Genomic DNA, 26,342 nt, shown 5'->3' with positions numbered 1-26,342 from the left:
CAGGGGCGTCGTGCTTTTCCGGATGCCTACGCGCGGCAGGTCTTGGTGACGTACCGGTCGACGTGGTCGAGGGCGTCGCCGACCTGGTCGGCGGCACCCTTCAGGGCGGCGTAGTCGCTCTTCGCCGCCGCCACCAGGTAGGCGCCGACGACCTCCAGGTCGTCCTTGAGCTTCGGGGGTGCGGCGGCGGTGACCCGCACCCAGTCCTTCACCAGGCTCGCTGCGTCCTTCTGGTCGGAGATGTCGGTGAGGTAGACGGCCGTGAGGCTGTCGCACAGCTTCGAGACGTGCGGGGTCGACGGCGTGGGCTGGGCGGGCTTCTGGTCGACCGCCCCGCCACCCGAGGCCGAGCTGGAACCGGAGCCGCCCGACTCGGTGACCTCGGTCGTGCTGCCGGAGGAGAAGGTGCACCCGGAGAGGAGCGCGCCGGCGAGGGCCGGGGCGATCCACGCCAGGGATCGGCGGGGCGTCACAGGAGACCTCCGAGTCCGAGGGCCTTCAGGTCGAGGGCGGTCGGGCTCGGGACGCCCGGTGCCCCGCTCCTGCTGGCCGCGAGGAGCGCGCTCTGCAGCTCGACGATGCATCCGCCGAGCTCGTTGTGGGCGAGCGCCTTCGAGTACGGCGCCAGCGCGGCCGCGAGCTTGGTCTCGGCCTCGAGGAACTGGGTCCGGTAGGGGCCGTAGAGCGGCCCGACGACGTCCAGCCCCTTGGCGAAGAGCGTGCCCAGGCTGGTGATCAGCGGGTTCAGGATCGGCGCGACGACCGGCTCGATGGTCGGGTACTCGGCGAGGATCGGCCCGAGCAGCTGCAGCTCGGGCTGGTACGCCGAGGCCAGGGCGAAGGCCTCCGCGGAGAACGGGCCGAAGAGCGGTGCGAAGGGCACCAGCGACTGCAGGCCTCCCCTCGGGGGGTCCTCGCTGAGCTTGACCGGGCAGGGCGGGAGGGCCCGTCCCGCGGGGTCCTCGCCGCCGGGCGACCCGGTGGGCGGTGCCGGGGTCGGTCCCTTGCCACCGGGCGACGCGGGTCCGCCCGTGCCGCCGGTCCCGCCCGTGCCGGTGGGTACGCCGGGACCGGGCGCTGCGCCGGGCAGGGGGATCCCGCCGTCGCCGAGCGGGATGGAGCCGGTGGCGTCCACGGGCACGGCCGGGATCACGTTGGGGTCGAGGGCGCCGGCGGGGACCCCGGCGGGAGCGGGTGCGCCCGTCGCGTCGGCGGTGGTGGTGCTGGCGACCACGTCGTCGACCTGGACCGCGGCGGCGCCGATCACGACGACGTCGACGAACAGGAAGCCGATCGCGAGCTTGCGGATGAGCGGGAGGTTCATGCCGCGGCCGCCTTCCGTGCGCGACGCTCCAGGATCCGGGTGCCGACGATCAGGCCGACCGCCAGGACGGCGAGGCCGATGGCGGTCGCCGTCAGCGGGCCGGAGACCTGCCACTCCTTGTGGCGTTGGGTGACCGTGCGAGTGCCCGGGGCGCCGGCCGACACCGAGCCGGCGTCGGTCGCGGCCAGGGGTGCGCCCGGGGTGATCGGCGCACCGGGCGTGCCCGCGAGCGGGTCGCCGGCCGCCGGTGCCTGGCCGGGAGCCGGAGCCTCACCGGGCTCGACCGCACCGGGCTGGGCGCCGCTGCCGGAGCCCTGCGACGTCGTACCGGGCTGGCCGGTGGAGCCGGTGCCGGAGCCGCCCGAGCCGCCCGAGCCGCTCGAGCCGGCCGGGACGAAGACGCCCTCGAGGTGCCACTTGCCGGTGAACTTGTCGAACGGGCCGCCCTGCACCTGGCTCGCCCAGTCGAGGGTGAAGCGACCGGTGGCGCGGTCGTAGGTGCCGGTCGCGAGCGTGGTGTTGCCGGGGGTCGAGCCGTCGGGCTTGGGCGCGCCCTGGTTGAAGTACTGCTTGTTCCAGCTCACCGTGAACGCCCGCAGGTCGGCGGTGAGGCGGTTGCCGCGCAGCGTGACGCTGGGGACCGGCACGGACCGGCCGGTCTGCGGCTCCTTGCCGGCGGTCGCGGTGGCGAACGCGGTGCCGTAGTACTGCGCCCGTGCGGTGATCCGGCCCGCGCGCGCGTTGCCGGACGAGTCGAAGGCCGGCTTCGGGGCGGGCTGGTAGCCGACGGTGCTGAGGCCGCCGTCCGTGCCCGCGCCGAGCGGCGTGAAGGACTGGTCGCTGCAGGGCGAGTCCGCGTTGGACATGTAGGGACCGTTGGTCGTGCCGCTCGGCAGGATCATCCGCAGGTAGGTGCCCGAGATCCGGCCGCCGGTGCAGGTGCCCGGCGCGAGCCGGAAGACACCGGAGAGGCGGGTCGCGCTGTCGGCCTGCGAGGTCGGCGCGACCGCGGTCGAGAGCGGCACGAGGCTGCCGAGGAGGAGTGCCGCCAGCAGGGCCGGCGACCAGCGGCGGGAGCGCGCGCTGCGCAGTGTGTACATCGTCATGGCGTCGTTTCTGTCGGGGCGGGAGCAGCCCGAGGAGGGAACACTATAAAGTGTAGTGAACTAGTCGATAATAAGGAACAGAAGGGCGGCGATGTCATGGGGACGCGCAGGTCGTCGGCGCGGATGGTCGCGCTCGCAGTGCTCGGGCTGGGGCTGGTCCTGGCCCCCGCCGTCTTCGGCATGTTCCAGCGAGCGCCCCTCGGCGCCGAGATGATCCGGGACTTCAAGCCCTTCATGACCGAGGAGCGGCTCGCCGGCTTCCAGGGCCACCTGGCCGGGATCGACGCGGCGGTGCAGGAGATCGACCCCCTCGTCGAGGCCCGCCCCGGGATCGACAGCCCGGCCTACGCGACGTTCAGCAGCGACTGGCCCGAGATCCACACCACCATGACCTCGCTCATGGACGACGTCGCCGCGAACCGTGAGGGCTACGAGGCGGTCGCGTCCTTGCCGGACTTCCGCCTGTTCCCCTGGTTCTTCGTGGTGCCGGGCGTGGTCATCCTCCTGCTCGCCGGGTACGGCGCCGTGCGCGGCCTGGACGCGCGCTGGATCCGGTGGCCGATCGCCGCGCTCGGCATCGCCCTCGTCGTGCTGCCGTTCGCGGTCGGGATGTTCGACAAGGCCCCGCGCGGTGCGGCGATGATGGGCGCCTTCGAGACGATCGAGACCACCCAGAACGTGGCCCGCATCCAGGGCTACTTCGCCACGATGGCGGCGGGCCAGGGCGCGATCCGGCTGGACATCGCTCCCGAGCTGGCCCGCGCCGGCGTACCCCATCCGGCGACCGAGGAGCTCGACGCCGAGTGGATCCGCATCCTCAACGACATGACGCCGATGATCGGCGCGATGAGCGACAGCGTGGACAACTACCAGGCCGTCGCCGCGCTGCCCAGTTTCCGGCTCTTCCCGTGGTTCTTCCTCGCCCCGGGTGCCCTCCTCGTCCTGATCGCCCTTGCTCCCCGAAGGAATCCCCGAAAGGCACAGCCATGAAGCTCTCCCTCCGATCGACCCGGCTCCTCGCCGTCACGCCGCTCCTCGCCGCCGCCCTCACCGGGTGCGGCTCGTCCGACGACGAGAAGGAGGCCGCGGGCGAGCCGCTGGTCGGCACCTTCAAGCTCGATCCCGGGCACTGCGACGCGAAGGGCGCGACCGGTTCGTACTTCCGGATGATCCAGCCGGGAGGGACCGTCGAGAAGGGCGGCTACTTCCTCAACCCCGACTCGAAGTGCCCCGACCAGTCCTTCTCCGTCGCGGTGGCGGGCTCGGACGGCGGCCTGAGGACGGGCGAGTTCCAGCCGGGCCCCGACCCGGCGTTCAACAAGCGCGGCGACGCGCTGGCGGCGCAGATCACCAAGCCCGGCACCTTCACCGCGATCAAGTTCGCGATCTCGACCCCGTCGGTCGACCCGGGCACGGGAGAGAAGCTCCCGAAGCCCGAGATCCGCAACGACGACGGTGAGCTGTCCGGCCAGCTGACGGCGTGGACGGCCGGGTGGAACAACCTCTACTTCAACCAGGGCTCGCCGAAGCCCGACGGCTCGACGAAGGGCCTGACGACGCCGGTCTCGGGCACCTACGACGAGGAGTCGGGCCACTTCGAGCTGACCTGGTCGAGCACCATCGCCGGCGGCCCGTTCGACCGCTTCAGCGGCTACTGGCACCTCGAGGGCACCTTCGTCCCGGCGACCTAGGCGCGGGTGCGTGGCGGGATCACGCGTCAGTGCCACGAAAGCCCAATCACCTTAAAGTCGCCTAAATTAATATGGTTAGATCTAGCCATCGTCTGTAAGGGCATCGCGGTCCACGTGGCCGTCGATGGGGAGGCAGTCGAGAACTGCTGGACATGTGTGGCGTGAATCGACGTCGGACCGACCTTGGGAGAGCGGTCCGGCCCTGCTCGGGTGCAAAGCAGGGGTCGGTGCCCCACGACGCCGTACGTGTCCACCCCTCGACGTGAGCCGTACGGGTCACGTCAACGCACCTACAGAGGAAGGCACACACAGCCATGCACAGGAAGAACCGCGTCGTCCGCGGGGTCGCCGCCGGCCTGCTGAGTCTCGGTCTGCTGACCGCGACCACCGGCCCCGTCGCCGCCGACGACACGAACGGAACGGGTGGCCTGCCGCTACCGGACCTCCCACTGGGTGGTGGCGGCCTGCAGCTCCCGGGCCTCGACGAGCTCGCCGGCGAGGGTCTCTCGCTGCCGAGCCTCGACCTGCTGGACGGCGGTCTCGGCGGGGGCCTCGGTGGGGGTGACGGCGACGGTGGTGCCCTGGGCCAGCTCGGCGACCTGCCGATCAGTGCCGAGTGGCTCGTCAACACCCTGAGCAACGCGACCAGCATCGGGAAGGTCAAGAACAACACGGTGCCCGGCGCGATCGAGCGCCGCGACAAGGCGACGGCCGCGTGGAAGGCCGCTGTCGCGAAGTACAAGTCGGGCAAGGGTCCGCAGCCCGACCCGCTGGCGAAGCCTGAGTACACCGTGGTGTGGTCGGCCAAGCAGAACGCCGCCGACATCAACGCGGACGTCATCAGCAAGTTCGTCCAGAACGCGACCATCAACCCGCAGGGTCTGCTCGACCTGCTGAACCCGCAGTTCCTCCCCGGCCTCGACGGCTTCCAGGTCATCGACAGCCGTGCCAAGAACCTCGACGGCACGGACAACCCGGACTACGCCCGGGTGGTCAACTTCGTGCAGCTGCCGCTGCCGTGGGGCCTGGAGAACGAGTCGCACCACATGCAGTACGAGTGGAACGACGGCGACCCGATCCTCGCCGGCGGCCTGTTCACGGGTACGACGCACGTCCTCGACGCGAAGGACATCCCGAACCTGAAGCTGCTCAACGAGATCCCGGTGACCTCGACGCCGGGCGGCTCGATCGCCGACGCGTACGAGAACGGTCCGGGTGGCCGCTTCTACCTGACCCTGATGGGTGGCCCGCTGGCCAACTTCGGCGGCTCCCCGGGTGAGATCGTGACCTTCAAGCCGGACCCGGTCCGGGGTGTCGTGGTCGAGTCCGAGTCGCCGGCCGGTGGTCCGCTCGGGGCCAACCCGAACGGCATCAAGGAGCCCTGCAACCTGCGCGAGGCCCGCCCGCTCGGCACCTGCGCCAACCCGCACGGCATCCAGTTCCGCAACGACCTCGGCGTCGGCATCACCTCGGACTACGCCGAGCCGCGCGAGATCGTGCTCGACCCGGTCAAGACGATCGACAAGTACGCCTTCCGGCCGACCGTCCGCACCTGGGACAACACGGGTGCCAACGCCGGCAAGCCGAAGCTGGTCGGTGTCGCCCACGTCCCGAACGGTCCGACCGAGCCCGCTCAGCGGGCCCACGAGCAGTACGGGATCATGGAGGCCGCCAAGACCTGGCCCAACGCCGACCGGTACAAGAAGGGCCTGAGCTCGAAGGGTGCCTTCTTCGGCTCGATGTGCGGTGGCGGTGTTTTCTTCGTCCCCGACCTGACCAAGGCCAAGGGCGACTTCTCCGACCAGATCGTCCAGGTCTGGAACGACGGTCTCTCGATCGTGCGGACCGCCGACGGACGCAAGTACGACGAGCCCGGCGGCTGCGCCGGTGGTGCCTGGCACCAGGTCTCGCCGAACAACCGGCTGCTCTTCCGCGCCGTCCAGGGCCGCAACCCCGGCTCGGACAACTACTTCGACGAGGGCGCGGCGAAGATCGTCTACGACATCGACATCTCGCCGGTCATCGAGAGCGCCGCGGACGGCAAGGTCGACTGCGACCTGTCGCGAGGCATCCACAACGGGACCCTGGACATCTCCGGGATCCGGCTGTGGAACAAGTTGGCCCAGGGCGAGACGGTCGCGGACTGCCCGCGCTTCGTCTCCGCCCTGCCCGTGGCCGACGTGACGACGGGTGGCCCGCACTGGGGCGCCCTCGACAACCACACCGTCGACCAGTGGGGCACGCCGTGGCGCCTGCAGTTCTCCGACTACTTCGTCTCCCGCACGGGCGTCGACGGTGACCACCGGCTCTACAACGTGAACATCTCGCCGTCGGGCAAGCTCAGCTACGACGACTCGTTCCGTGACGAGAAGACCGGCGGTCTCGGCGTCAACTTCAACCGGCGCAACTGGCCGGGCAACCCGGATGCGGGCTTCTACAAGCCGCACTCGGAGCTGTGGGTGACGCCGCCGGGGATCTCCAGCCCCAACGCGTCCGGCAAGGATCTGGCCTACCGGGACTACCGTTGATCCAACGGCTGTTCGTCGTCGTCGCGGTCGTCGCGCTGTCTGCCCTGCTGGGCAGCGGCGCGGCGCCCGCGGCGGCGCACCCCAACGCAATCCAGTCCACCCCCGAGGCCGGTTCCGTCGCCCCGGAGTCGCCGAAGGCGATCTCCATCGCGCTCAGCGAGCCGGCGGTCGCCCGCGGCTCGACCTTCGAGGTCACCGGCCCCGGCGGCAAGGCGGTGGCCACCGGCCCCGTCACCGAGAAGGCGAACGGGCAGATCCTGTCCGTCGTCCCCCGCAAGCCGCTGCCCAGCGCGGTCTACACCGTGCGCTGGTCGGCCCTCGGCGACGACGGGCACGTCGTCTCCGGGTCCTTCCGCTTCGGCGTCGCCGACGAGAAGGGCGACGACCCGCCCGGGGCCGCCGACCTGACCGGCGGCGGCCAACGACCCGACAGCAGCGCGGCCGGCGACAGCGTCATCCGCTGGACCGGCCGCTGGGCCGGGATCCTGGTCGCCTCCGTCCTGTTCGCGGGCCTCCTGCTCCTGCACCGCCTGCGCCGCGCGGACGAGATCACGCCCGCCGCGGAGTCGAGGATCCTGCGCTTCGCGCCGACGGCCTGGCTGGTCACCGGGCTCGCCGCCGTCGCCGGAGCGCTCACCTCGGCCACGGCCGGCGCCGCGGGCTCGTTCGACCTCGGCCTGCTGACCGACTCGGCCACCGGCCGGGCGGATCTCGCGCGGCTCGCGTTCGTCGGCGTGGCCTCGGTCGCGCTGCTCGTCGTACGACGCCGGCGCCGGGTGCGTCCGTGGGTCGGCCTGGTCGCCGCGGGCGGAGTCCTCGCCAGCTATGCGTTCTCCGGCCACGTGCTCACCGAGCCGTCGGTGCCCTACCTGCTGGCCGTCGTCGTCCACGTGCTCGCCGCCGGCCTGTGGCTCGGCGGGTTGGGCGCGGTGGCGCTCGCCGCGCGCGTCGGCGGCGTACCTGTTCGTACGGCGCTGCGGCGGTACGCCGCGATCGCGATCGGCGCGCTCGTGGTGGTCGTCCTCACCGGCGTCGTGGCCGCGGTCCGCGAGGTCGCGCACTGGTACTTCCTGACCTGGTCGGGCTACGGGCGCGTCGTGATCGCGAAGGCCGCCCTGGTCGCGGTGATCGCGGGGATCGGCCTGGTCGCGTGGCGCCGATCGCGCGGCGATCGTGAGCCGGGTCCCGGCCGTGCGGTCGGGTTCGAGCTCGTCGTGGGCGTCGTCGTACTCGCCCTCGCCGTCACGCTGGGCGCCCTGGTCCAGGGCCGCGACCGACCGCTGCCGGCCCAGGCCGGGCGGCTCTTCGCCGGACCTGCAGCCGCCACCGCCGTCCTCGAGAGCGGTACCGCGGCCATCGGGCTCGCGCCCGCGCGGGTCGGCGACAACGTCCTCACCGTCTCCCTGCCGCCGGAGAACGCGGCGGCGAAGAAGGTGTCCGTCGAGCTGACCAGCCCCGGTGGCGGCGATCGCGCCCGCACCCTCGAGCTGGCGCAGCACGGGGGACGCACCTGGTCGGCCCCGGTCGACGTCTCGGCGGACGGCCAGTGGCGCGCCGAGGTGACGGTCGACGGGGCATCCGCGCAGGCGGTCGCCCTCGAGGTCGGCGTACCGAAGGCACCCGGCTCGACCCCGGTCGAGGTGGTCGCCGTGGCCGACCTCAGCGGACCGGCGGCCGAGCGCTGCCGGGCGCACGTCATCGGCGTCCAGATGGCGCTGGCCAGGGTCAACGCCGACGGCGGCATCGACGGCGGGCGCAAGGTGGCCCTGCTGACGCTCGACAGCGGTGGCACCGAGGAGGGCGCGAAGAAGGCGGTCGCCCGGGCCCTGCGGGCCGGCGGCGTCGCCTCCGCGGGCACCTGCGGGGGCGGTGGCTCGGCCGCGGTCGAGGCGCTGGCCGAGGCCGGTCTCCCCGTGGTCGTCGGCGATCCCGCCGTCGACCCCACCGAGACGAAGGGCGTCTACCGCCTGGCGGCCGACCCGTACGCCCAGGGCATCGCCCTCGGCCAGCTGATCCGTGGCCGGGTGCAACCCGCGGGCGTCGCGCCCAAGCCCGTCGTCCGCGCGCTCGTCGAGGACGACCTGCAGGGCAAGCGGCTCCTCGCCGGCCTGCAGGTCGGGCTCTCCCCGGAGGCGACGCCGAAGGACTTCGCCGCCTCGTCGTCGCTGCCGACCCCGGAGGTCCGGCTCCTCGAGCCGGGCTCGCTCGCCGGGCTCGACGACGACGAGCTGACGGGCGTCATCGACGCCCGCCGGACCACGGCGCTGGTCGTGGACCTGCCGCACGCCGGTGGCGACGACGTCGCCGCCATCGAGCGGCTGGGACGGGCGAAGGGCGACAAGGTGCTGACCTCGCCGATCCTGCTGTCGGAGCGGGTCCTGTCCGAGACGGTGGTCCGCGCCTCGGGCGCCCTGGGCCACCTCGGCGCGGTGCAGGGCGTCAGCGAGGTCTCGACCTCGTCGACCGACGCCGTGCTCTACCGGATGGCCGTCCCGCAGCTGTTCCGCGGCGAGCTCGCCTCGCTCGACGGGCTGCGCGGGTACGCCGCCGGCCGCGCCTTGGCCGAGGCCCTCGGGGGCGGCACGTCGGCGGAGGACATCCGCGCCTACCTGGACGCGCCCGGCGTGTTCAGCTCGGCGCTGCTCGCGCCGTGGAGCCGGCGACTGCCGGGGGTCGGCTCGGCGGCCGTCGTACCGCTGCAGCCGCAGTTCCTGGCACCGACGCTCGTCCCGGGCTCCACCGGCGGTGAGCGACAGGACGACTCCTACTTCCCCGAGGGGAACTGGACCGTCACCTCCACCGCACCGCTCGGGCTCGTCCCGGGCATCGGCCAGGGCGCACCCCCCACCGGGTAGCCCACCACCACCAGCCGGGTGGGGCGAGCCCTCGCTCGCCCCGCCCGGCCCCGAAAGGAGAGGTCGAGACATGACCGCCACCGCACCGGAGTCGCTGCTCCGTCGTACCTTCAGCTTCCCGAACCCCGTCAACGAGAAGGCGGCCCGCGTGGTCGCGGGCGGCGTGGTCGCCATCGCCACGTCCGCCCTGCTGCTCGGCCGCCTGGTCAGCACGGACTGGCTGTGGCTGAGCCTGCCGCTGGCGCTGGGCTTCGTGGCCCGGGTGCTCACCGGACCCACGCTCAGCCCCCTCGGTCGCCTCGCCACCGGGGTGGTCGCGCCGCGGCTGGGGGAGCCGAAGCTCGTCCCCGGACCGCCCAAGCGCTTCGCCCAGGCGATCGGCGTCGTGGTCACCGGGGCGGCCACCGTCGCCGTCGCCCTGGGCCAGACCGGCCTCGCGGAGGTCCTGCTGGCGCTGATCATCGTGGCCGCGGGGCTCGAGGCCTTCCTCGCCTTCTGCCTGGGCTGCACGATCTTCGGCTGGCTGATGCGCGCCGGGCTGATCCCGGAGGAGACCTGCGAGGCCTGCAACAACCTGGCGCTGCGCGCCTGACCCACGGGCTCGGGAGGGCGTCCGAAGGGCGCCTCCCGCGTACCGGGGCCCACCCGAACCCCTGTTCGGCGCTCCCATTGCCGTTTCCGTGGCGCTGAGGGCCTGTTTTCCACACCGGTCCTCCCCCGCGGCGGGGCGCGCACGTGTCCTGAGGCCCGTAGCGGGCTAGAATGGGTTATCGGCCGGGAATGCGTCTCCGGGACGCCATGCTCGGCCTTCGCCATGCCATCGGTGATGGCGGACACACCCCGAGCAGAACAGAGGTCACCGCGTGTCGACTGACGACCAGGCCCCCCAGCAGGAGACCCCGCAGGCGACCCCCCACGAGGGGGAGTACGACGCCTCCGCGATCCAGGTCCTCGAGGGTCTCGAGGCCGTCCGCAAGCGCCCCGGCATGTACATCGGCTCCACCGGTGAGCGCGGTCTGCACCACCTGATCTGGGAGATCGTGGACAACGCGGTCGACGAGGCGCTCGCCGGCTACTGCGACACCATCAAGGTCTCGCTCAACGCCGACGGGTCGGTCACCGTCGTCGACAACGGCCGCGGCATCCCCACCGACACCGCGCCCGGCCAGGAGCTGCCGGCCGCGACGCTGGCGCTCACCGTGCTGCACGCCGGCGGCAAGTTCGGCGGCGGCGGCTACAAGGTCTCCGGCGGTCTGCACGGCGTCGGCTCGTCCGTCGTCAACGCGCTCTCCGACCGGCTCCACCTGCAGGTGAAGAACCGCGGCTTCCTGTGGGAGCAGGAGTTCTCCCTGGGCGTCCCGGACTACCCGCTGCGCCAGGTCCGCCCGCTGGAGGACGGCGAGCGCTCCGGCACGACCGTCACCTGGTGGGCCTCGCCGGACATCTTCGAGACGACCGACTACACCCTCGAGACGATCTCCACCCGCTTCCGCGAGATGGCCTTCCTCAACAAGGGCCTGCGGATCGAGCTGGTCGACGCCCGGCCCAAGGCCGAGGAGATCGCCGAGGCGGTCGAGGGCGGCACGGGCGAGGTCGACGGCGTCGCCGACTCCGCGACCGAGATCCACGCCGCCGACGTCGACGGCCACAAGGCGCTCGAGCAGGTCTTCCAGTACGAGCGCGGCCTCGCCGACTACGTCGACTTCCTCAACAAGCGCAAGACGCCGATCAGCCCGGTCATCTCCTACGAGGCCGAGACCGGCGACGACGCGCCCAACCCGATGAGCCTCGAGCTCGCGATGCAGTGGCAGGCGTCGTCGTACAACGAGTCGGTGCACACCTTCGCCAACACCATCAACACGCCGGAGGGCGGCACGCACGAGGAGGGCTTCCGTGCGGCGCTGACCTCGCTGGTCAACCGGTGGGGCGAGGAGTGGGGCCTGATCAAGAAGAAGGAGGACCGGCTGACCGGTGACGACATCCGCGAGGGTCTCACCGCGATCATCAGCCTGAAGATCTCCAACCCGCAGTTCGAGGGCCAGACCAAGGCCAAGCTCGGCAACACCGAGGCCAAGGGCTTCGTGCAGTCGGTCGTCAACGACCAGCTCGGCGCCTGGCTGGAGCAGAACCCCGGCGAGGGCAAGGAGATCATCCGCAAGGCGCAGGCCGCCGCGACCGCGCGGATCGCCGCGCGCAAGGCGCGCGACCTGGCCCGCAACCGCAAGGGCCTGCTCGGCGGGGGAGGCCTGCCGGGCAAGCTGCGCGACTGCAGCTCGCGCAACCCGGAGGAGTGCGAGGTCTTCATCGTCGAGGGTGACTCGGCCGGTGGCTCCGCGGTCATGGGCCGCGACAACAACATCCAGGCGATCCTCCCGATCCGCGGCAAGATCCTCAACGTCGAGAAGGCGCGCATCGACAAGGTGCTGGCCAACCAGGAGGTCCAGGCGATCATCTCGGCGCTCGGCACGGGCGTGCACGAGGAGTTCGACCTGGCCAAGCTGCGCTACCACAAGATCGTGCTGATGGCCGACGCCGACGTCGACGGCCACCACATCAACACGCTGCTGCTGACGCTGCTCTTCCGCTTCATGCGCCCGCTGATCGAGGCCGGCCACGTCTACCTCGCGCAGCCGCCGCTCTACCGGATCAAGTGGAACAAGCCGGCCGAGCACGAGTACGTCTACTCCGACGCCGAGCGCGACGCGGTCATGCGCGACGGGCTCGAGCAGGGCAAGAAGCTGCCCAAGGAGGCCCCGATCCAGCGCTACAAGGGTCTCGGCGAGATGAATGCCGACGAGCTGTGGGAGACCACCCTCGACCCCGACCAGCGCGTGCTGCTCCAGGTCACCCTGGAGGACGCCGCCCAGGCCGACGAGATCTTCTCGATCCTGATGGGGGAGGACGTCGAGCAGCGACGCTCCTTCATCCAGCGCAACGCCAAGGACGTCCGATTCCTCGACATCTGACCGGGGGTCGAGGAGGTCGCGCAGCGACCGTCTCGAGACCTCTGGCCTTGTATCCCCATCTCTACTGATCTTCCTAGACACACGTAGAACAACTCAGAAAGAGCAATCGTGACTGAGACGCAGAGCAACCTCGGCGACGGAACGGGCGGCGGCCGGGTCCAGCCCGTCGACCTGCAGGAGTCGATGAAGCGCTCCTACATCGACTACGCGATGGCGGTCATCGTCGGCCGCGCGCTGCCCGACGTACGCGACGGGCTCAAGCCGGTCCACCGCCGCGTCCTCTACGCCATGTACGACGGCGGCTACCGCCCCGACCGCGGCTTCAACAAGTGCGCGCGCGTCGTCGGCGACGTCATGGGTAACTACCACCCCCACGGCGACTCCGCGATCTACGACACCCTCGTGCGGCTCGCCCAGCCGTGGGTGATGCGCAACCCGCTGGTCGCGGGCCAGGGCAACTTCGGCTCGCCGGGCAACGACCCCGCCGCGGCCATGCGGTACACCGAGTGCCGGATGGCGCCGCTGGCCATGGAGATGGTCCGGGACATCCACGAAGAGACCGTGGACATGGTCCCGAACTACGACGGCAAGACCGAGGAGCCGACGATCCTGCCGGCCCGGTTCCCCAACCTGCTGGTCAACGGCTCGGCCGGCATCGCGGTCGGCATGGCCACCAACATCCCGCCGCACAACCTGCGCGAGGTCGCCGAGGGCGCCGTCTGGGCGCTGGAGCACCCCGACGCCACCCGCGAGGAGCTGCAGGACGCGCTCATCGAGCGGATCAAGGGCCCCGACTTCCCCAACGGCGCGCTGATCGTCGGCCGTGAGGGCATCGAGCAGGCCTACCGCACCGGCCGCGGCTCGATCACCCAGCGCGCGATCATCGAGGTCGACGAGGACAAGAACGGCCGGACCGTCCTGGCCATCACCGACCTGCCCTACATGGTCAACCCCGACAACCTGCTGGTGAAGATCGCCGAGCTGGCCGACGCCGGCAAGGTGCAGGGCATCAGCGACGTCCGCAACGAGACGTCCTCGCGGGTGGGCCAGCGGATCATCATCGTGCTCAAGCGCGACGCCGTGGCCCGGGTGGTGCTCAACAACCTGCTCAAGCACACCGAGCTGCAGACCAACTTCTCGGCCAACATGCTGGCCCTGGTCGACGGCGTGCCGCGCACGCTCAGCATCGACCAGTTCATCAGCAACTGGGTCGAGCACCAGATCGAGGTCATCCGGCGCCGGACCGAGTTCCGCCTGCGCAAGGCCGAGGAGCGGGCCCACATCCTGCGTGGCCTCGTCAAGGCGCTCGACATGCTCGACGAGGTCATCGCCCTGATCCGGCGCTCGCCCGACGTCGCCGAGGCGCGGGTGGGCCTGATGGAGCTGCTCGACATCGACGAGCTCCAGGCCACCGCGATCCTCGACATGCAGCTGCGCCAGCTCGCAGCCCTGCAGCGCCAGAAGATCATCGACGACCTGGCCGAGCTCGAGCTCGTGATCGCCGACCTCAAGGACATCCTCGCCAACGTCGGCCGCCAGCGGCAGATCGTGATCGACGAGCTGGGGGAGATCGTCGAGAAGTACGGCGACGACCGTCGTACCCAGATCATCGCGGCCTCCGGCGACATGTCGATGGAGGACCTGATCCCCGACGAGGACCAGGTCGTGTCCATCACCCGCGGCGGCTACGCCAAGCGGACCCGCGCCGACCAGTACCGCACGCAGAAGCGCGGCGGGAAGGGCGTGCGCGGCGCGACGCTGCGCGGCGACGACGTGGTCGACCACTTCATCTCGACCACCTCGCACCACTGGCTGCTGTTCTTCACCACGGCCGGGCGGGTCTACCGCACCAAGGTCTACAACCTGCCCGAGGCCTCGCGCGACGCGAAGGGCGGCCACGTCGCCGGCCTGCTGTCGTTCCAGCCGGACGAGTCGATCGCCCAGGTGCTGGCGATCCGCGACTACGACCAGGCGCCGTACCTCGTCCTCGCGACGAAGAAGGGCCTGGTCAAGAAGACCCGCCTCGGCGACTACAACAGCCCCCGCCAGGCCGGCGTCATCGCGATCAACTTCAAGCACGACGACGACGAGCTGATCGGCGCCGAGCTGGTCAACAGCGAGGACGACATCCTGCTGGTGTCGGAGAAGGCGCAGTCGATCCGCTTCCGCGCCAGCGACGAGCAGCTGCGCCCGATGGGCCGGGCCACCGCCGGTGTGACCGGCATGAAGTTCAAGTACGACGACGACGCGGTCCTGTCGATGGCCGTGATCCGCGCCGCCGACGCCGCCCGCGAGGACAGCACCGAGAACGTCCAGTACGTCTTCAGCATCACCGACACCGGCTGGGCGAAGCGGACCCCGATCAAGGAGTACCGCGTCCAGGGCCGCACCGGCACCGGCATCAAGGCGATGCAGCTGGTCGACGAGAAGAAGGGCCGCCTCGTCGGTGCCTTCATCGTCGTCGACGGCGACGAGATCCTCTCGATCACGGCCAGCGGCCAGGTCGTCCGCTCGCCCATCGACGACAACTTCACCCCCAAGGGCCGGATCACCCAGGGCGTGCGCTTCGTGAGCCTGCGCGGCAACGACACGGTCGCCGTGGTGGCCCGCTCCGTGGAGGCCCGGGACGCCGACGAGGAGGCGACGGAATCGCCCGATGAGGCCCCGGATGCCACAATCGGAGGAACGGACGACGGGACGGCCGCCGTGGAGGCACCGCCCGGGGAGAGTGAGAGCTGATGACTGAGCGCGTCGAGGAGACGGCGGTCCGACCGCCGACGGAGGGGCCCATCGGGGCCCCCGTGACCCCGGCGCGCCCGATCCAGGCCGGCCCGTCCGCCGACCCGGCGGCGACCGCGGTCCGCCCGCGCGCCCCCCGCCGGGCCCGGCTGCGGCTCACCCGGATCGACCCCTGGTCGGTCATGAAGACGTCGTTCCTGCTGTCCATCGCGTTCGCGGTCGTCACCGTGGTCTCGGTCGCGATGGTCTGGCAGGTCCTCGGCGCCGCGGGCGTCTGGGAGTCGATCAACTCCACCGTCCAGGAGAGCATCGGCGGCGAGGACGTGGCCGGCTTCAAGATCGAGGACTACCTCGGCACCAGCCGCGTGCTCGGCTTCACGATGCTCGTGGCCGCCATCGACGTCGTACTCATCACGGCGGCGGCGACCCTCGTCGCCTTCCTCTACAACATGTCGGCCGCCCTCCTCGGCGGCGTCGAGATCACCCTCGCCGAGGACAACTGATCCCTCCTCCGCCACCCCGGTGGTCGAGGAGGTTGCGCACGACCCCGGTGGTCGAGGAGGTTGCGCACGACCCCGGTGGTCGAGGAGGTTGCGCACGACCCCGGTGGTCGAGGAGGTTGCGCAGCAACCCAGGTGGTCGAGGAGGTTGCGCAGCAACCGTCACGAGACCCCCGGCCCCACGCACCCGCCCCGTTTTGTCCCTCGCGTAGGCGCTCCGGTAGTGTTCCCTCTCGGCTTGCTGCCGCGGGGCTTCCACCCAGAGCGGCTCGCCACCCGGGCCTATAGCTCAGACGGTTAGAGCACCACACTGATAATGTGGGGGTCAGAGGTTCAAGTCCTCTTAGGCCCACCGGAAAGCCCCGGCCGCGTCACGCGGACCGGGGCTTCTTTGGAAGAACGGGAGTGTGCAGTGAAGAAGATCCTCCTCGCGGTCCTCGCCGCGGCGGGCGTCGTCGTCGCCGGCAGGAAGCTCCAGGAGAGCAAGGCGGAGCAGGCCCTCTGGGCCGAGGCCACCGACAAGCTCCCCAAGAACTGAATCTCCCTCCGACTCGGTCGTCGAGGAGGTCGCGCAGCGACCGTCACGAGACGCCGGCGGCAAGGGGCCTTGGCGCAATTGGTAGCGCACCTGCTTTGCAAGCAGGGGGTTAGGGGTTCGAGTCCCCTAGGCTCCACCGCATGAAACCGCAGCTCAGCCTGGGGTTTCTGTCTTTTTTGGTCCGCCGGCGTCCGGCCACCTCGCCGTGTGTGGGCGTTTGGCGGGGGAAGCCTGCGGTGGGTCGCTGACGGATATGACCCACCACGCGTAGATCATGGAGGCCTGTCGCTTCGTCCCCTCAGGCCGCTTGGCGGGGAGGCCTCGCCCGCGACGGTCAGGTGTATCTGCTCATCAACGAGCTCGGATGCGGAGGTGTCAGCGACCCCGACGAGGTCGAGCTCCTGTGTGCGGACGGGGTGTGAAGGTTGGCAAGCAGATCCGACCTAGGGCCGGTTCCGCCGCGGCCGTAGTAGCGGCAGTCCTCGCAAGTCGGGTGGCCCGAGCCCGCGCGGCCCCGACGGAGCTCTCGACTACGCGAGAGCTACGCGACTAGGCAGAGTCCACAATGCTGGCCGGCGCGCCCGATCCTAGGATCCCGGCTTGGATTAAGCCGGTTGTCAGGATGCGGGTGAGCGGGGGCGGAACCGCATTTCCGACGATGACGGAGAGCTGCGTGCGGGTCGGCGCGGCATCGAACTTGAAGTAGTCCGGGAAGCCCTGAATTCGGGCTGCCTCGTGTGGTGTGAGAGTTCGCGGCTGGGAGGGATGCCCGTATCGCCCTTGGCCCATGCTGCCGAACCCACTCGTGATCGTCTGAGCGGGTTGGCCCCAGGTCAGCCGACCGTACATCGAGACATATGAATGGTCGCCTTGGTGACACTTAGGCCGATGCTCGTTGGGGAGGTTGACCTCGTTGTTCTCGATGAGCCACTGCATACGCCGTTGGTTCTCCCGACTCATCCTCGATGGCGCGTCAATCCAGTGGCCTGTGCTCGTACTCTCCAGATCCCCGATTGCCCATCTAAGGTCATGCGCGGTCCGCGGGGTGAAGGTGAGGAGCTCTTCAACGCTGGCCGCATCCGGCAGAGCGTCAGAGCGCACGGCGAGGAGGATGTGGCGGCGTCTCGTCTGCGGAATACCGAGTTCGACGAGCTCAAGTCGAGAGGCAGCGACCTTATATCCGGCTCCTTCGAGTTGCCTTTGTGTGCGGGTGACGACCTGTTGGGAGTCGTGGACAACTGCCGGTACGTTCTCGATCACGACGACACGGGGGCGAAGGACCTCAGCTGCGCGCGCCATCCGCAAGTACAAGCGGTTCTTAGGGTCATCTCTGCGAGTGTGGTTGTTGAGATTCGAGTGGCCCTGGCACGGCGGGCCACCGATGAGGAGATCTACGGCTCCGACCTGCTGCACGACGTCGGTCTCGGTCGCCGTAGGTTTCGCGCCTAGCGGACCATCAAAAAAGTCTTCGACGGCCGCTTCGTGCACGCATGCATTCGGAAAGTTCGACCTGAAGACCTCAAGAGGTGCACGCTCAAAGTCCACTGCGAGCGGGACGGCAATAGCGAGCCCAGCCTCATGAGCCGCTTGTGCGGCACCCAAGGTGAGACCACCGCAACCTGCGAAAAGGTCGACGACGACGACCGGACCGTCTCCCAGCTCGAATGCAGGACGCTTCGTCTCGCGAAGGGGGTGCGTGCCTGCCATCCAGCATGCCCCTCCGACAAGCGAGTTCGTCCCAACACACGTCAGCCTACTCGAGGCTTGGGGCCGATGGCACAGCGACCTGGCCCAGACGCTAGCCCAGCGGCCGCCGCCGCCGACCCGGGGAGACCGGGTGAGAGCTCCAGCGCGCGGACTCTACGGCGAATCCTGGGTGTTTGCAGCAGTTCTCAAGTGCGCCGCCCAGGGCGACGTTACGATCCCTGAGTTCCTGGTGAGTGAGACGGAAGACGAGGCTCATGGCGCTCGAGGTGAGTGGGCACGTCGTGCGGCTGCACCGGTATCAGCCCTTCGATGCCGACAGCGCGGACCTCGTCTTCGAGCGGCAAACAGACCACAACCAGCCAACGTTTCGCGTCGTGACGCGTGACTACTTGCTCGCAGCCGTCGAGTTGCCGGCGACCCACACCGTCGTCCTGACGGGCGACGCGGGGCACGGGAAGACCAGCTTGTGTGCAAGCCTGTTGGAGGACCTCGGCGCGACTAAGGTCGAGGCGGCCGCCGCGGTGGAGCGCGCCGGCAAGGACGGAAGCGAGCCAGTTGGCCGCACGACTGCCGGCCGCCCGTTGTACATGCTCAAGGACTTGAGCGACTTCTCGCCCAGCGTGGGGGCCCAGCGCTTGGTCGAACTCCTTGAGCCACCGGATGGTGGCGTCGCCGTCATCTGTGCGAACGAAGGTCAGCTTCGCAACTGCGTCTCCGAAGACGCCTCAATGCGCGCCCAAGTCGTGGTTGACACGCTCGCCTCCGGAATCGCTCACGGCACCGTGGCAAGTAGCGATGGCGCCGTCGTCGTGATCAACCTCAACTATCAGTCCGTGGCGCCCGATCGAGAGAACGATGGGCTCGTGGACTGGGCCACGCGCACCTGGGCTGCGGATAAGCGGTCGTGGCAAGTCTGCAAGCGATGCGATGCCCGAGCGGTCTGCCCGATCTTCGCGAACCATGAAGCCTTGTCCGATCCGTCCAATGGCCCGCTTCGCCGCCGAGGCCTCCGTGACCTATTCAGTGCAGCGGAGCGCACAGGCGCGGTCATTACCGCGCGTCAAGCACTATCCACACTTGCCCACGCGATCACTGGCGGACTCAGATGCGACGATGTACACCGCCGCTTTCGAGCAGGCCACGCGGACGTCTCGTGGCAGTACCCATTCCAGTATCACCAGGCCGTCTTTGGAGACCGACTCTCGCCCCAGCAGCGCCAGCAGGTCCCCGCCATTGCGGCGCTGCGACGACTCGATCCAGGTAAGGTTTCCCGCCGACAAGTTGACGATCTGCTCGAGCCAGAGAGTGCCGCGGTCGCCTTCCTCCCGCCCATTCCGGGCAATGACGGCCGACGAGCGCGGACGACCCAGGATGCACAGCGGGATGCGGCGTCCCTTCGGCAGCTATACGTGTTCCTTAGAAGGTCGGACTTCTTCGACAGCGATGCGTCGACTCGATTCGCCCGCCTCGGTCTGAGCGCTGGTGACGCCTTCGTGAAGGTCCGAGCAGAGACGCCGGCTGAGCGGAAGATCGACATCCGTGATGTCGTCCTGAAGGGCCTTGAGGCTGTGCAAGGAATCCACCGGATCGGGAGCAACCCAGACTTTCTCGTGCTTGACCCGGCCTTCTTCTCGCATCGAACTAAGGCCGCGGTTGTGTCTCGTAGCGTGACGAATCGCCACGTACAGGTGGTCGATCAGGTCAGCCACTGGAAGAGTGAACTCGGGCCGAACGCGGCGGAGCCCGAGCTACATCGGGCCGTAGAGTGGCTTAACCGCGCGATCTTCGTTCGGATCCCTGGCCTCGGCGACGGCTCGCCAGTTGCCGTGGAAGTCGATCTGTTGCGGTTCGAGCTACTTAATCGCTGGGCCGCGGGGCTGCGCAGCGGAACCCAGCACGAAGCCGAGATCAGGGGCCTCACGAGCACCCTGGCGGCCCTCACCGATGTAGGAAGCGAGCAGGAGGTGATCCAGGTGCTGGTGGGTGCCATTCCTCGCAGGCTCATGATCGACGTCGGTGATCAGGTCAGGTCGGTGCGCGCCTGATGGCCGACCGATCGAAAGCCGAAGTTGTCCTGGACCTCTTCGGGGTGAACCTCGAGCAGCAAGGGCGCGGCTTCTACGTCTCCCTTGAGTTGTTGGCAATCGCTCGGGGTGTCTACGAGGTTGATCCCGCGCTCCTACTCGCCAACGGCCCCGGTGTGCTGTCTTACCTCCGGGCCTCGCACGATTTTGCTCGGCGCATCGCGGTCAATGCGCACATCGACGAAAACCAGCTCAAGGTGGCGATTGACGAGGACGACACCAAGGCGACCCTTCAGGCTTTGACCTCATCACTACTCGTTCAGATCCCTGGGCGCCGAAAGCTGCCGAGTTGGTACAACGCGCATCTGTATCCCTTTGTGGGCGAACTGATCCACTACGACGCCGCTGAGAGGTGGCACGCCGGGATACCTCGGGGAACCAAGGCGCCGCACATCGAGCGGTACGTATTTCGCGATGGCGGAACTTGGGCATACCGAGTCCTTCGGACCGACCCCGAGGACTCTCGGCGCATGGGTACGCGGGAGGGCCTGCTGGAATTGGTGCGGGATAGCAAGTCACCGCTTGGTGAGATCGCTCGATCGCTGCGCGCGCACGACTATGACAGGGATGTCGAGCCTTACGAGGACAAGCCCGAGTCGGGCATCCGGACCCTCGAAGACAGCAGCCCATGGCCGGAGCACTTGCGCCGCGGCGCCCACTTCATCGTGTCCCGGGCGAATTTGCCGCGGTCTAAGCGAACAGAGAGTTTGATGCACTGGGCGCCCTATTGCCTCGCGCGCCATCAGCTGCACCTCGCGAGGACAGCGCTTGCGAAGCCACCCGAGACCGTCTTTGCCGACTTTCTGAAGGATGCGAGCCCTCTTCGGAGATTGTCTCAGAACGCACTGGACGAGTTCCGAAAGGACATCGTGAACGCGATCATTGCACGCGCTACAGCCCTTCATGATCGAGCCTTGAGCGATGGCAATGAGTCGTCGGCGAAGCGCTACGCCCGACACATGTCACCGAGTGCCACCGGTACGGGATCACCAAGGTCGTTCTTCTCCGAGACGCTGGCGGCGGTTGGCGGGCTGAACGCGACAACCGGTCGACGGCACTTCACGATGAAGCCACCGATGCTGGAGGCAGTCGTTTCCGCGACCTTGGCACCTGGCAAGGAAGAGGAGTTTTACAGCTTCTGCACGCGGCTCTACAACGAGTATCAAATCGTCGTCGACGACCGAACCGCCGGTGAGCACGATCTCACCGTCGACGTCGACGCATCCGTTCTGGCGCGGAACTCTGACGCATTCCGTTCACGCCTGGCCGCGACTGGATTGCTGACGCACTACTCGGATGCCACCAGCATCGTCCACGGGGAGCCGCGATGATCGACACCGCGGACAAGACGCTCGGCCGGTTCGTCGCTCTCGTCGCCTTGGACTCGGTAGCGAAGGGATCCGACGGTACTCGCGCCGCCCTGCGCGTAGCTGGCTTTGAGAAGCCGATAGTTCAATCCGCGCTGCAGGAGGTAGCGGCGCGGCTTACCTCGGGATCGACAGCGCCTTTGATCGTTAAGGTCGGCACACACCGGGAAGTCGAGGGCGTTCCTGCCGAGTACCTGCTTGAGGCGGGGGAGCAGTTGACGGCGTGGAGAAACGTGAGTGGCGAAGGGGCGTCCGTCCTGCTGTTCGACTGGGGCGTGCCGCCGGACGGCCAAGGGCTGACAGCCGTCAATCGCCTCGATGGCTCCGTGCTTCTCAGCGGTTCCCAGGCCGACCGACGATTTGAAACCTTCTCGCAAGAGGCGTGGGTCGAGGTTGATGGTGACGGCAATGTCCCGGTCTTGCTGGCCAAGTACCAAGCGAGGATCTGGCGGACAATCTCCGAGTCGGAGGAAGAAGCACGCTCACTGCGCCAGCTCGCCCGCTATCTCGTCGAGTCGGCTGCGGCGGTTGCACGTTCAGCCGTGCGCACAAGCGAAGAGATCCAAGCCGCCGTGACGAGCGCGCTTCCCAGCCTCGGCTTGTTCCCGGACAGCGACCTCTTCGCCTCTGACAGCGCACTTGAGGCACGGATCCGGAAGAACGTCCGCGTGAGCACTCTGAGGCAGCCCAGCGGTGCTCCGATGACCGAAGAGGACCTACTCGGCCGAATCGACGCCGCCGAACTCACGCAGCTGCGGTTGGAGCGGGTAGGCCTGTCGCAGGATGACGCAAAGGCCAACATGCGGAGCCTCGTCATGTCGACCGAGGATTGCCGTCGGACGCTCGACCTCCCCCTGTGGCTTGAGCTCTTCGAGAAACGCTCGGAGAAGGTGGGGCTTGGACAGCTGATCCGGGAAGCAATCGAGCGTGAGGATAGGTCGAGGCTAACGGAGTTCGATGCCCTCCTCGTCGAGGAGAACCTGGACCGCAGTGACCAAGAGGCGGCGGAGCGGTTTCTGTCCGCCGAGCCACCAGCCGACGCCGACCCGCTGGCTGACCTGCTACCGAAGCCGCTTCGCCGGCGAGTCGAGAAGGTGGCGTTCCCTGACTCGCTTGTCGTGCCCGATGCGTTGCGTGCGCTCCTGCGGGAGCTCACGTACTTCGATGACGAAGAAGAGGGGACGGTGCATGTCAGACCGGAGGGAACCGTAGAAACGGGCGCATGGACCCGCTGGCTCTTCGCGTTTCTCTACGGGAAGAGCCTCAGACTCGTGCAGTCCTCGGTTGGGCTCCGGCTCTCCCTGGATGTAGATCCGTGCCTTCTCGATACTGTGACGCCGGGGCTGCCGCCAGAAGACGATCCTTTCGACCCGGCCGAAGCCTGGGCGCCTATTCGAATCGTCGTGGAGATGCAGGGCGGAGCACAACGCCGATTCCGGTGGGACCCCTTCGCTACGCCCGGCCAGATCGCGGTCGCGGCGCTGCTCAATGGATTCGAGACGACGCCTGGTGAACTCTACGAGGGAACGTTCGACGGCTTCCTGGATCAGTTCGCGGATCCCCGTGATTGGCCGCGACCTGTAGAAGCGCCCACCGAGTCGCATGCAGTTGAGTTGTTCAACCTGCGCCGGAAGCACTTCGCCAACCTTCTCGACGGACTCGACGCCGACGTTCTTGAGGCGTACGTCGACGAATGGGCTGAAGTGATGAGCCGAGCTCGAGCTCAACTCGTACCCGCGAACGCGCCGGATGCTGATCTAACGGACGTGGTGCTCAGCGACGTCGTCCGTCTGGCGGACCACCGCCTAGCCATGCTCGCAAGCCACCCGCTACGTCTCCGCTGGCTGGCCCACCACTGCGCCCAGCTGACGAGGTTGATCTCGACGGCCCTGACAGATCGCTTGAAGCTCAACTCAGAGAACAGCGACCTCTTCTTCGACACGATCGAACGTGTCTCGCCACACGGCACGCCGGCCGTGGTGGTCGCACCCAACCAAACGGCGGCAATTCCCGTTCGTGAGTCCGCTGGCCACGAGGAGTACGCACCGGTCCGTCACGGCGGAAGCGAGTCGCGTGACTGGCTCGCCGCCGTTGATGAAACAGCGATTGACGAGATGGTGCGGGTCATCACTGATTACTTGGCGACATACCCGCACAAGCTCGATGGACTCTCTGTCCTCCTCCTCGACAGGAATGGCGATTCCCTACTCCCCGTCCGGGTAGCGAAGCGCGTCCGCGCCAAGAACCCCAAGCTGAGGCTGGAGCTAGTGGTGGTCGCGCCACGCGAGTCGCACCACGGGATCATCCAGGCATTCGACATCGAGTTCGCCGAGTCTGAGGCGAACGAGGAGCAGCTCCTTCCGGACGTCCAGCTTGTTCTGAACACTTGGAACGTAGATCGTGATGCTGACCTGGCCGCGCTTGAGGACTCGATCGACATCGCGCTTGCTCCAGCGCTCTTCGGCACCCAGACCAGCCTGAACGCGAGCACGAGGGACCCCGCGGCGACCATGGCTGGCCGCTACGACCCCTGGACGCACGCTGCGGCGCACAACCTCGCGGAGTCAAGCGAGAACGTCGTTCGCGAACTGCTGCCGAGCGCGCCTGATGCGCTCCTTGAGACCTGGTCAACGTTGTGCGTCCGGTTCGACCGACGCTCTGCTGTCGCGAGAGAGAAGGAGGGAAACACCGACTACTTCGAGATGCAGGTGCAGTTCGACCAGCACCAGGATCTCTTCTTGGCCCTGCACAAGGTCGCGCATTGGGTAGTCACCCTCGACTCCTTCATCGGTCGGGATCAGATCGACAACCTCAACGATCGCCCAGACGTGATCCTCGTCAAGCCTGGCGTAGGTAAGAACGAGGCATACACGCTCATCGTCAGTTCGCAGACCGGCCGACAGCTCGTAGTGAAACGACTCCGGCGTCGGCTCACCGAGATTGGCGTTGTCGCAGACACAGAGGCGGAGGCAACGGCGTCGAGGATCTACTCGGTTGGCCGTAACGTGGTGCCCGGCGCGGTGCTGAGGTCGCTCGGCATCGGCACGACGATCAACGAGATCGTTGGACTCGTCGCGGCACGCTTTGTGATCGCCCAGCGCTTCCCCGTGCTGGATGACCAGAGTGGCCTCATCGTATGGCTCAGCTTCGACGAGCAGCAAAGGTGGTTCGGACGAGGGGCGAAGACCAGAGCGGATCTCGGCCGGTTCGTCCTCAGACTCAAGGAGGATGGAGGCGTATTGCTCGATGTCCTTGTCGTTGAGTCCAAGTTTCGGCAGGAGTATGACCACGGGTCTGCCGAGGAGCAACTGAATCGCACAACGGACCTCTGCTATTCAGCCTTCGTCTCTGGGGACGACGAGACAGATGACCACAGGTTCTGGCTTGAGGAGCTGGCGTCAGCGATCGAGCAAACCAGTAGTGCGGAACTGCGGGGCTCAGAGCTTCCATCGCGAAGGCGGGTTGGCTCCAGCACGGTCGGTCTTGAGGCGCGGGTGATCGAGGAAGTGCGGGCCGGCAACGTTGTGCTCAACAGCGTCGAGGGAGTGGCAGTCGCGACCGCAGCAGCGCAGCGCGATGCCGCACCCGATCCGCGCCCACTCGGGCGTCACACGCTCATTCGGCTGAATCGCCCGGAGCTCCAAGCGGTGATCGGCTTGCTGCGTGCAGAGATCGACCCTGCCGTCATTGAAAGTTCGTCACAACCTGGGGGCGGCAACCTGGGCGGCAGGTCAGTAGCCGAAGCTCACGGCGAGCCAGGGTTGAAGGGCGAAGCGCCCGCGCCGCAGCCTATCGAGGTCTCGTCTGGTTCCGGTCGGCCGGACGCCACTGGAACTGGCACAGGTCCGGAAACGGAGCCCGAGTCAACCCTCCTGCGGGCCGCACGTCTTGGTGACGACGAGTTGCGCCGTCGCTACAACATGGTTCTCGACGTTTTCGGTTTGCACAACGTTCAGGTCAGCCCCCCAGAATCCGGCGACGCTTGGCAAGAGGGCCCCGGATTCTATGTGCTGCGCTTTGTGCCTCGCCCCGGCGTCACCGTCGACAAGGTCGTCAACCGCCGGGAGGAGATCTTCCTGGCGCTCGGTCTCCCGGCTGGGTACAGCATCCGAACAAGGAGCGACCGCGGGGCTGTGGTGTTCGAGGTGCCGAAGGTCGGAGACGAGAAGTTCGGTGTCCCGGCGGCGGCCCTATGGGAGAAGTGCGCCGTCGACACGAGTGAACTGACCGCACCGGTCGGTGCAGACATCTCCGGGCTACCAGTCGAGGTCAGATTCTCATCTCCGGATTCACCGCATCTCCTGGTGGCGGGCACGACGGGATCGGGCAAGTCGGTCGCGCTCGACACGATCCTGAAGGGACTGGTTCGGTACGACGCAAAGTCCGTGCGCCTGCGCCTCGTTGATCCCAAGGGCACGGAGCTCGTTGAGTTCGAGGACGATCCCCACGTAGACGGTCCGATCGGGATGGACGCAGACGACGCGATTCAAATCCTTGAGACGGCAGTCGCCGAGATGGAAGATCGGTATCGCGCCATGAAGGCTGTGCGGGCGCGGAAGCTCGTTGACTACAACAAGAAGGTGGAGGCGGCCGACAAGAAGCCGTGGATCGTCATCGTGCTCGACGAGTACGCTGACTTGACCAGTGATCCAGAGGATAAGCGGTCCATCGAGGACCTGCTTCGGCGGCTCACACAGAAGGCGCGTGCCGCGGGCATACACGTGATTGCCGCGACCCAGAGGCCAAGTGCGGACGTCATCTCCACCACCATCCGGTCGAACTTCCCCGCGCAGCTCGCTCTAAGGGTGAAGACAGCAACCGACAGCCGGATCGTCCTTGACGAGACTGGAGCTGAGTCGCTTGCCGGTCAGGGCGACGCACTCTTACACACAACCGCAGGTACGGTTCGGATCCAAGTGGCATACGACGCCTCATGA

The 26,342-nt window shown here is 68.3% G+C and carries 16 protein-coding genes and 2 tRNA genes; 14 read left to right on the top strand and 4 right to left on the bottom strand.

All coding sequences use genetic code 11. The features are described from left to right. Nucleotides 1–26: 26 nt before the first annotated feature. Genes AC2YHB_RS11510 through AC2YHB_RS11500 form a run of 3 tightly spaced genes read right to left on the bottom strand, consistent with a single transcriptional unit; the run spans nucleotide 27 to nucleotide 2,430 of the window. Nucleotides 27–473, bottom strand: a complete 447-nt coding sequence (locus AC2YHB_RS11510; protein ID WP_487353961.1) for a hypothetical protein — start codon at nucleotides 471–473, stop codon at nucleotides 27–29. Continuing rightward, on the bottom strand, nucleotides 470–1,324 hold the full coding sequence (locus tag AC2YHB_RS11505) for a hypothetical protein (RefSeq protein WP_179648599.1): 855 nt from the start codon (nucleotides 1,322–1,324) through the stop codon (nucleotides 470–472). The genes AC2YHB_RS11510 and AC2YHB_RS11505 overlap by 4 nt, the downstream gene beginning before the upstream one ends. After that, nucleotides 1,321–2,430 carry a hypothetical protein gene (locus tag AC2YHB_RS11500; RefSeq protein ID WP_179648600.1) on the bottom strand — a complete coding sequence of 370 codons (1,110 nt, stop codon included), beginning with the start codon at nucleotides 2,428–2,430 and terminating at the stop codon, nucleotides 1,321–1,323. The genes AC2YHB_RS11505 and AC2YHB_RS11500 overlap by 4 nt, the downstream gene beginning before the upstream one ends. 96 nt (nucleotides 2,431–2,526) lie before the next feature. Here AC2YHB_RS11500 and AC2YHB_RS11495 point away from each other — a divergent pair, with 96 nt between their 5' ends. The 11 genes from AC2YHB_RS11495 to AC2YHB_RS11445 all read left to right on the top strand — a co-directional run bounded on the left by AC2YHB_RS11495 (nucleotide 2,527) and on the right by AC2YHB_RS11445 (nucleotide 16,383). After that, nucleotides 2,527–3,420, top strand: a complete 894-nt coding sequence (locus tag AC2YHB_RS11495) for a hypothetical protein (RefSeq protein WP_487353960.1) — start codon at nucleotides 2,527–2,529, stop codon at nucleotides 3,418–3,420. Beyond that, nucleotides 3,417–4,121, top strand: coding sequence for a hypothetical protein (locus tag AC2YHB_RS11490; protein WP_487353959.1), 705 nt, complete (start codon nucleotides 3,417–3,419; stop codon nucleotides 4,119–4,121). The genes AC2YHB_RS11495 and AC2YHB_RS11490 overlap by 4 nt, the downstream gene beginning before the upstream one ends. A 314-nt stretch (nucleotides 4,122–4,435) precedes the next feature. Next, complete coding sequence (locus tag AC2YHB_RS11485) at nucleotides 4,436–6,649, top strand: hypothetical protein (protein ID WP_051932072.1); 2,214 nt, start codon at nucleotides 4,436–4,438, stop codon at nucleotides 6,647–6,649. Next, the gene (locus tag AC2YHB_RS11480) at nucleotides 6,646–9,504 is read left to right on the top strand and encodes a copper resistance protein CopC (protein WP_487353958.1); all 2,859 of its coding nucleotides are present in this window, start codon (nucleotides 6,646–6,648) and stop codon (nucleotides 9,502–9,504) included. The genes AC2YHB_RS11485 and AC2YHB_RS11480 overlap by 4 nt, the downstream gene beginning before the upstream one ends. A gap of 70 nt (nucleotides 9,505–9,574) precedes the next feature. Beyond that, on the top strand, nucleotides 9,575–10,096 hold the full coding sequence (locus AC2YHB_RS11475; RefSeq protein ID WP_036543842.1) for a DUF4395 domain-containing protein: 522 nt from the start codon (nucleotides 9,575–9,577) through the stop codon (nucleotides 10,094–10,096). 271 nt (nucleotides 10,097–10,367) lie between these two features. Then, entirely contained in the window at nucleotides 10,368–12,470 is a 2,103-nt protein-coding gene (gene gyrB, locus AC2YHB_RS11470; RefSeq protein ID WP_179648604.1) for a DNA topoisomerase (ATP-hydrolyzing) subunit B, read from the top strand. Between the two features lie 183 nt (nucleotides 12,471–12,653). Continuing rightward, nucleotides 12,654–15,209, top strand: coding sequence for a DNA gyrase subunit A (gyrA, locus tag AC2YHB_RS11465; RefSeq protein WP_487354032.1), 2,556 nt, complete (start codon nucleotides 12,654–12,656; stop codon nucleotides 15,207–15,209). Next, nucleotides 15,209–15,712: a DUF3566 domain-containing protein gene (locus AC2YHB_RS11460; protein ID WP_487353957.1), complete on the top strand. Its 504-nt coding sequence runs from the start codon at nucleotides 15,209–15,211 to the stop codon at nucleotides 15,710–15,712. Before gyrA ends, AC2YHB_RS11460 begins: the two co-directional genes overlap by 1 nt. A 275-nt stretch (nucleotides 15,713–15,987) precedes the next feature. Further along, nucleotides 15,988–16,061: transfer RNA gene (locus AC2YHB_RS11455), tRNA-Ile, on the top strand. A 60-nt stretch (nucleotides 16,062–16,121) separates the two neighbouring features. After that, entirely contained in the window at nucleotides 16,122–16,247 is a 126-nt protein-coding gene (locus AC2YHB_RS11450) for a DLW-39 family protein (protein WP_487353956.1), read from the top strand. Nucleotides 16,248–16,310: 63 nt separating this feature from the next. Continuing rightward, nucleotides 16,311–16,383: transfer RNA gene (locus AC2YHB_RS11445), tRNA-Ala, on the top strand. Nucleotides 16,384–16,796: 413 nt separating this feature from the next. Here the strand turns inward: AC2YHB_RS11445 and AC2YHB_RS11440 are convergent. Then, nucleotides 16,797–17,954, bottom strand: coding sequence for a DNA cytosine methyltransferase (locus AC2YHB_RS11440; RefSeq protein WP_487353955.1), 1,158 nt, complete (start codon nucleotides 17,952–17,954; stop codon nucleotides 16,797–16,799). Between the two features lie 254 nt (nucleotides 17,955–18,208). Here AC2YHB_RS11440 and AC2YHB_RS11435 point away from each other — a divergent pair, with 254 nt between their 5' ends. From AC2YHB_RS11435 to AC2YHB_RS11425, 3 genes are read left to right on the top strand one after another with little or no spacing between them, the layout of a single operon-like run. Further along, nucleotides 18,209–19,999 (top strand): hypothetical protein, encoded by a 1,791-nt coding sequence (locus AC2YHB_RS11435; RefSeq protein ID WP_487353954.1) that lies wholly within the window; start codon nucleotides 18,209–18,211, stop codon nucleotides 19,997–19,999. Continuing rightward, entirely contained in the window at nucleotides 19,999–21,369 is a 1,371-nt protein-coding gene (locus tag AC2YHB_RS11430; protein ID WP_487353953.1) for a hypothetical protein, read from the top strand. Before AC2YHB_RS11435 ends, AC2YHB_RS11430 begins: the two co-directional genes overlap by 1 nt. Further along, on the top strand, nucleotides 21,366–26,342 hold the full coding sequence (locus AC2YHB_RS11425) for an FtsK/SpoIIIE domain-containing protein (protein ID WP_487353952.1): 4,977 nt from the start codon (nucleotides 21,366–21,368) through the stop codon (nucleotides 26,340–26,342). Before AC2YHB_RS11430 ends, AC2YHB_RS11425 begins: the two co-directional genes overlap by 4 nt.

The organism is Nocardioides sp. SRI_004, assembly GCF_057586415.1.
The sequence above is the reverse complement of the archived record's forward strand: the minus strand, read 5'-3'. Positions and strand labels throughout refer to the sequence as shown.

Bases quoted from the DNA above. Each gene is read 5' to 3' on its own strand.
- AC2YHB_RS11505 (WP_179648599.1), bottom strand. From the start codon at position 1,324: ATGAACCTCCCGCTCATCCGCAAGCTCGCGATCGGCTTCCTGTTCGTC.
- AC2YHB_RS11500 (WP_179648600.1), bottom strand. From the start codon at position 2,430: ATGACGATGTACACACTGCGCAGCGCGCGCTCCCGCCGCTGGTCGCCG.
- AC2YHB_RS11495 (WP_487353960.1), top strand. From the start codon at position 2,527: ATGGGGACGCGCAGGTCGTCGGCGCGGATGGTCGCGCTCGCAGTGCTC.
- AC2YHB_RS11490 (WP_487353959.1), top strand. From the start codon at position 3,417: ATGAAGCTCTCCCTCCGATCGACCCGGCTCCTCGCCGTCACGCCGCTC.
- AC2YHB_RS11485 (WP_051932072.1), top strand. From the start codon at position 4,436: ATGCACAGGAAGAACCGCGTCGTCCGCGGGGTCGCCGCCGGCCTGCTG.
- AC2YHB_RS11475 (WP_036543842.1), top strand. From the start codon at position 9,575: ATGACCGCCACCGCACCGGAGTCGCTGCTCCGTCGTACCTTCAGCTTC.
- gyrA (WP_487354032.1), top strand. From the start codon at position 12,654: ATGAAGCGCTCCTACATCGACTACGCGATGGCGGTCATCGTCGGCCGC.
- AC2YHB_RS11460 (WP_487353957.1), top strand. From the start codon at position 15,209: ATGACTGAGCGCGTCGAGGAGACGGCGGTCCGACCGCCGACGGAGGGG.
- AC2YHB_RS11440 (WP_487353955.1), bottom strand. From the start codon at position 17,954: ATGGCAGGCACGCACCCCCTTCGCGAGACGAAGCGTCCTGCATTCGAG.
- AC2YHB_RS11435 (WP_487353954.1), top strand. From the start codon at position 18,209: ATGGCGCTCGAGGTGAGTGGGCACGTCGTGCGGCTGCACCGGTATCAG.
- AC2YHB_RS11430 (WP_487353953.1), top strand. From the start codon at position 19,999: ATGGCCGACCGATCGAAAGCCGAAGTTGTCCTGGACCTCTTCGGGGTG.
- AC2YHB_RS11425 (WP_487353952.1), top strand. From the start codon at position 21,366: ATGATCGACACCGCGGACAAGACGCTCGGCCGGTTCGTCGCTCTCGTC.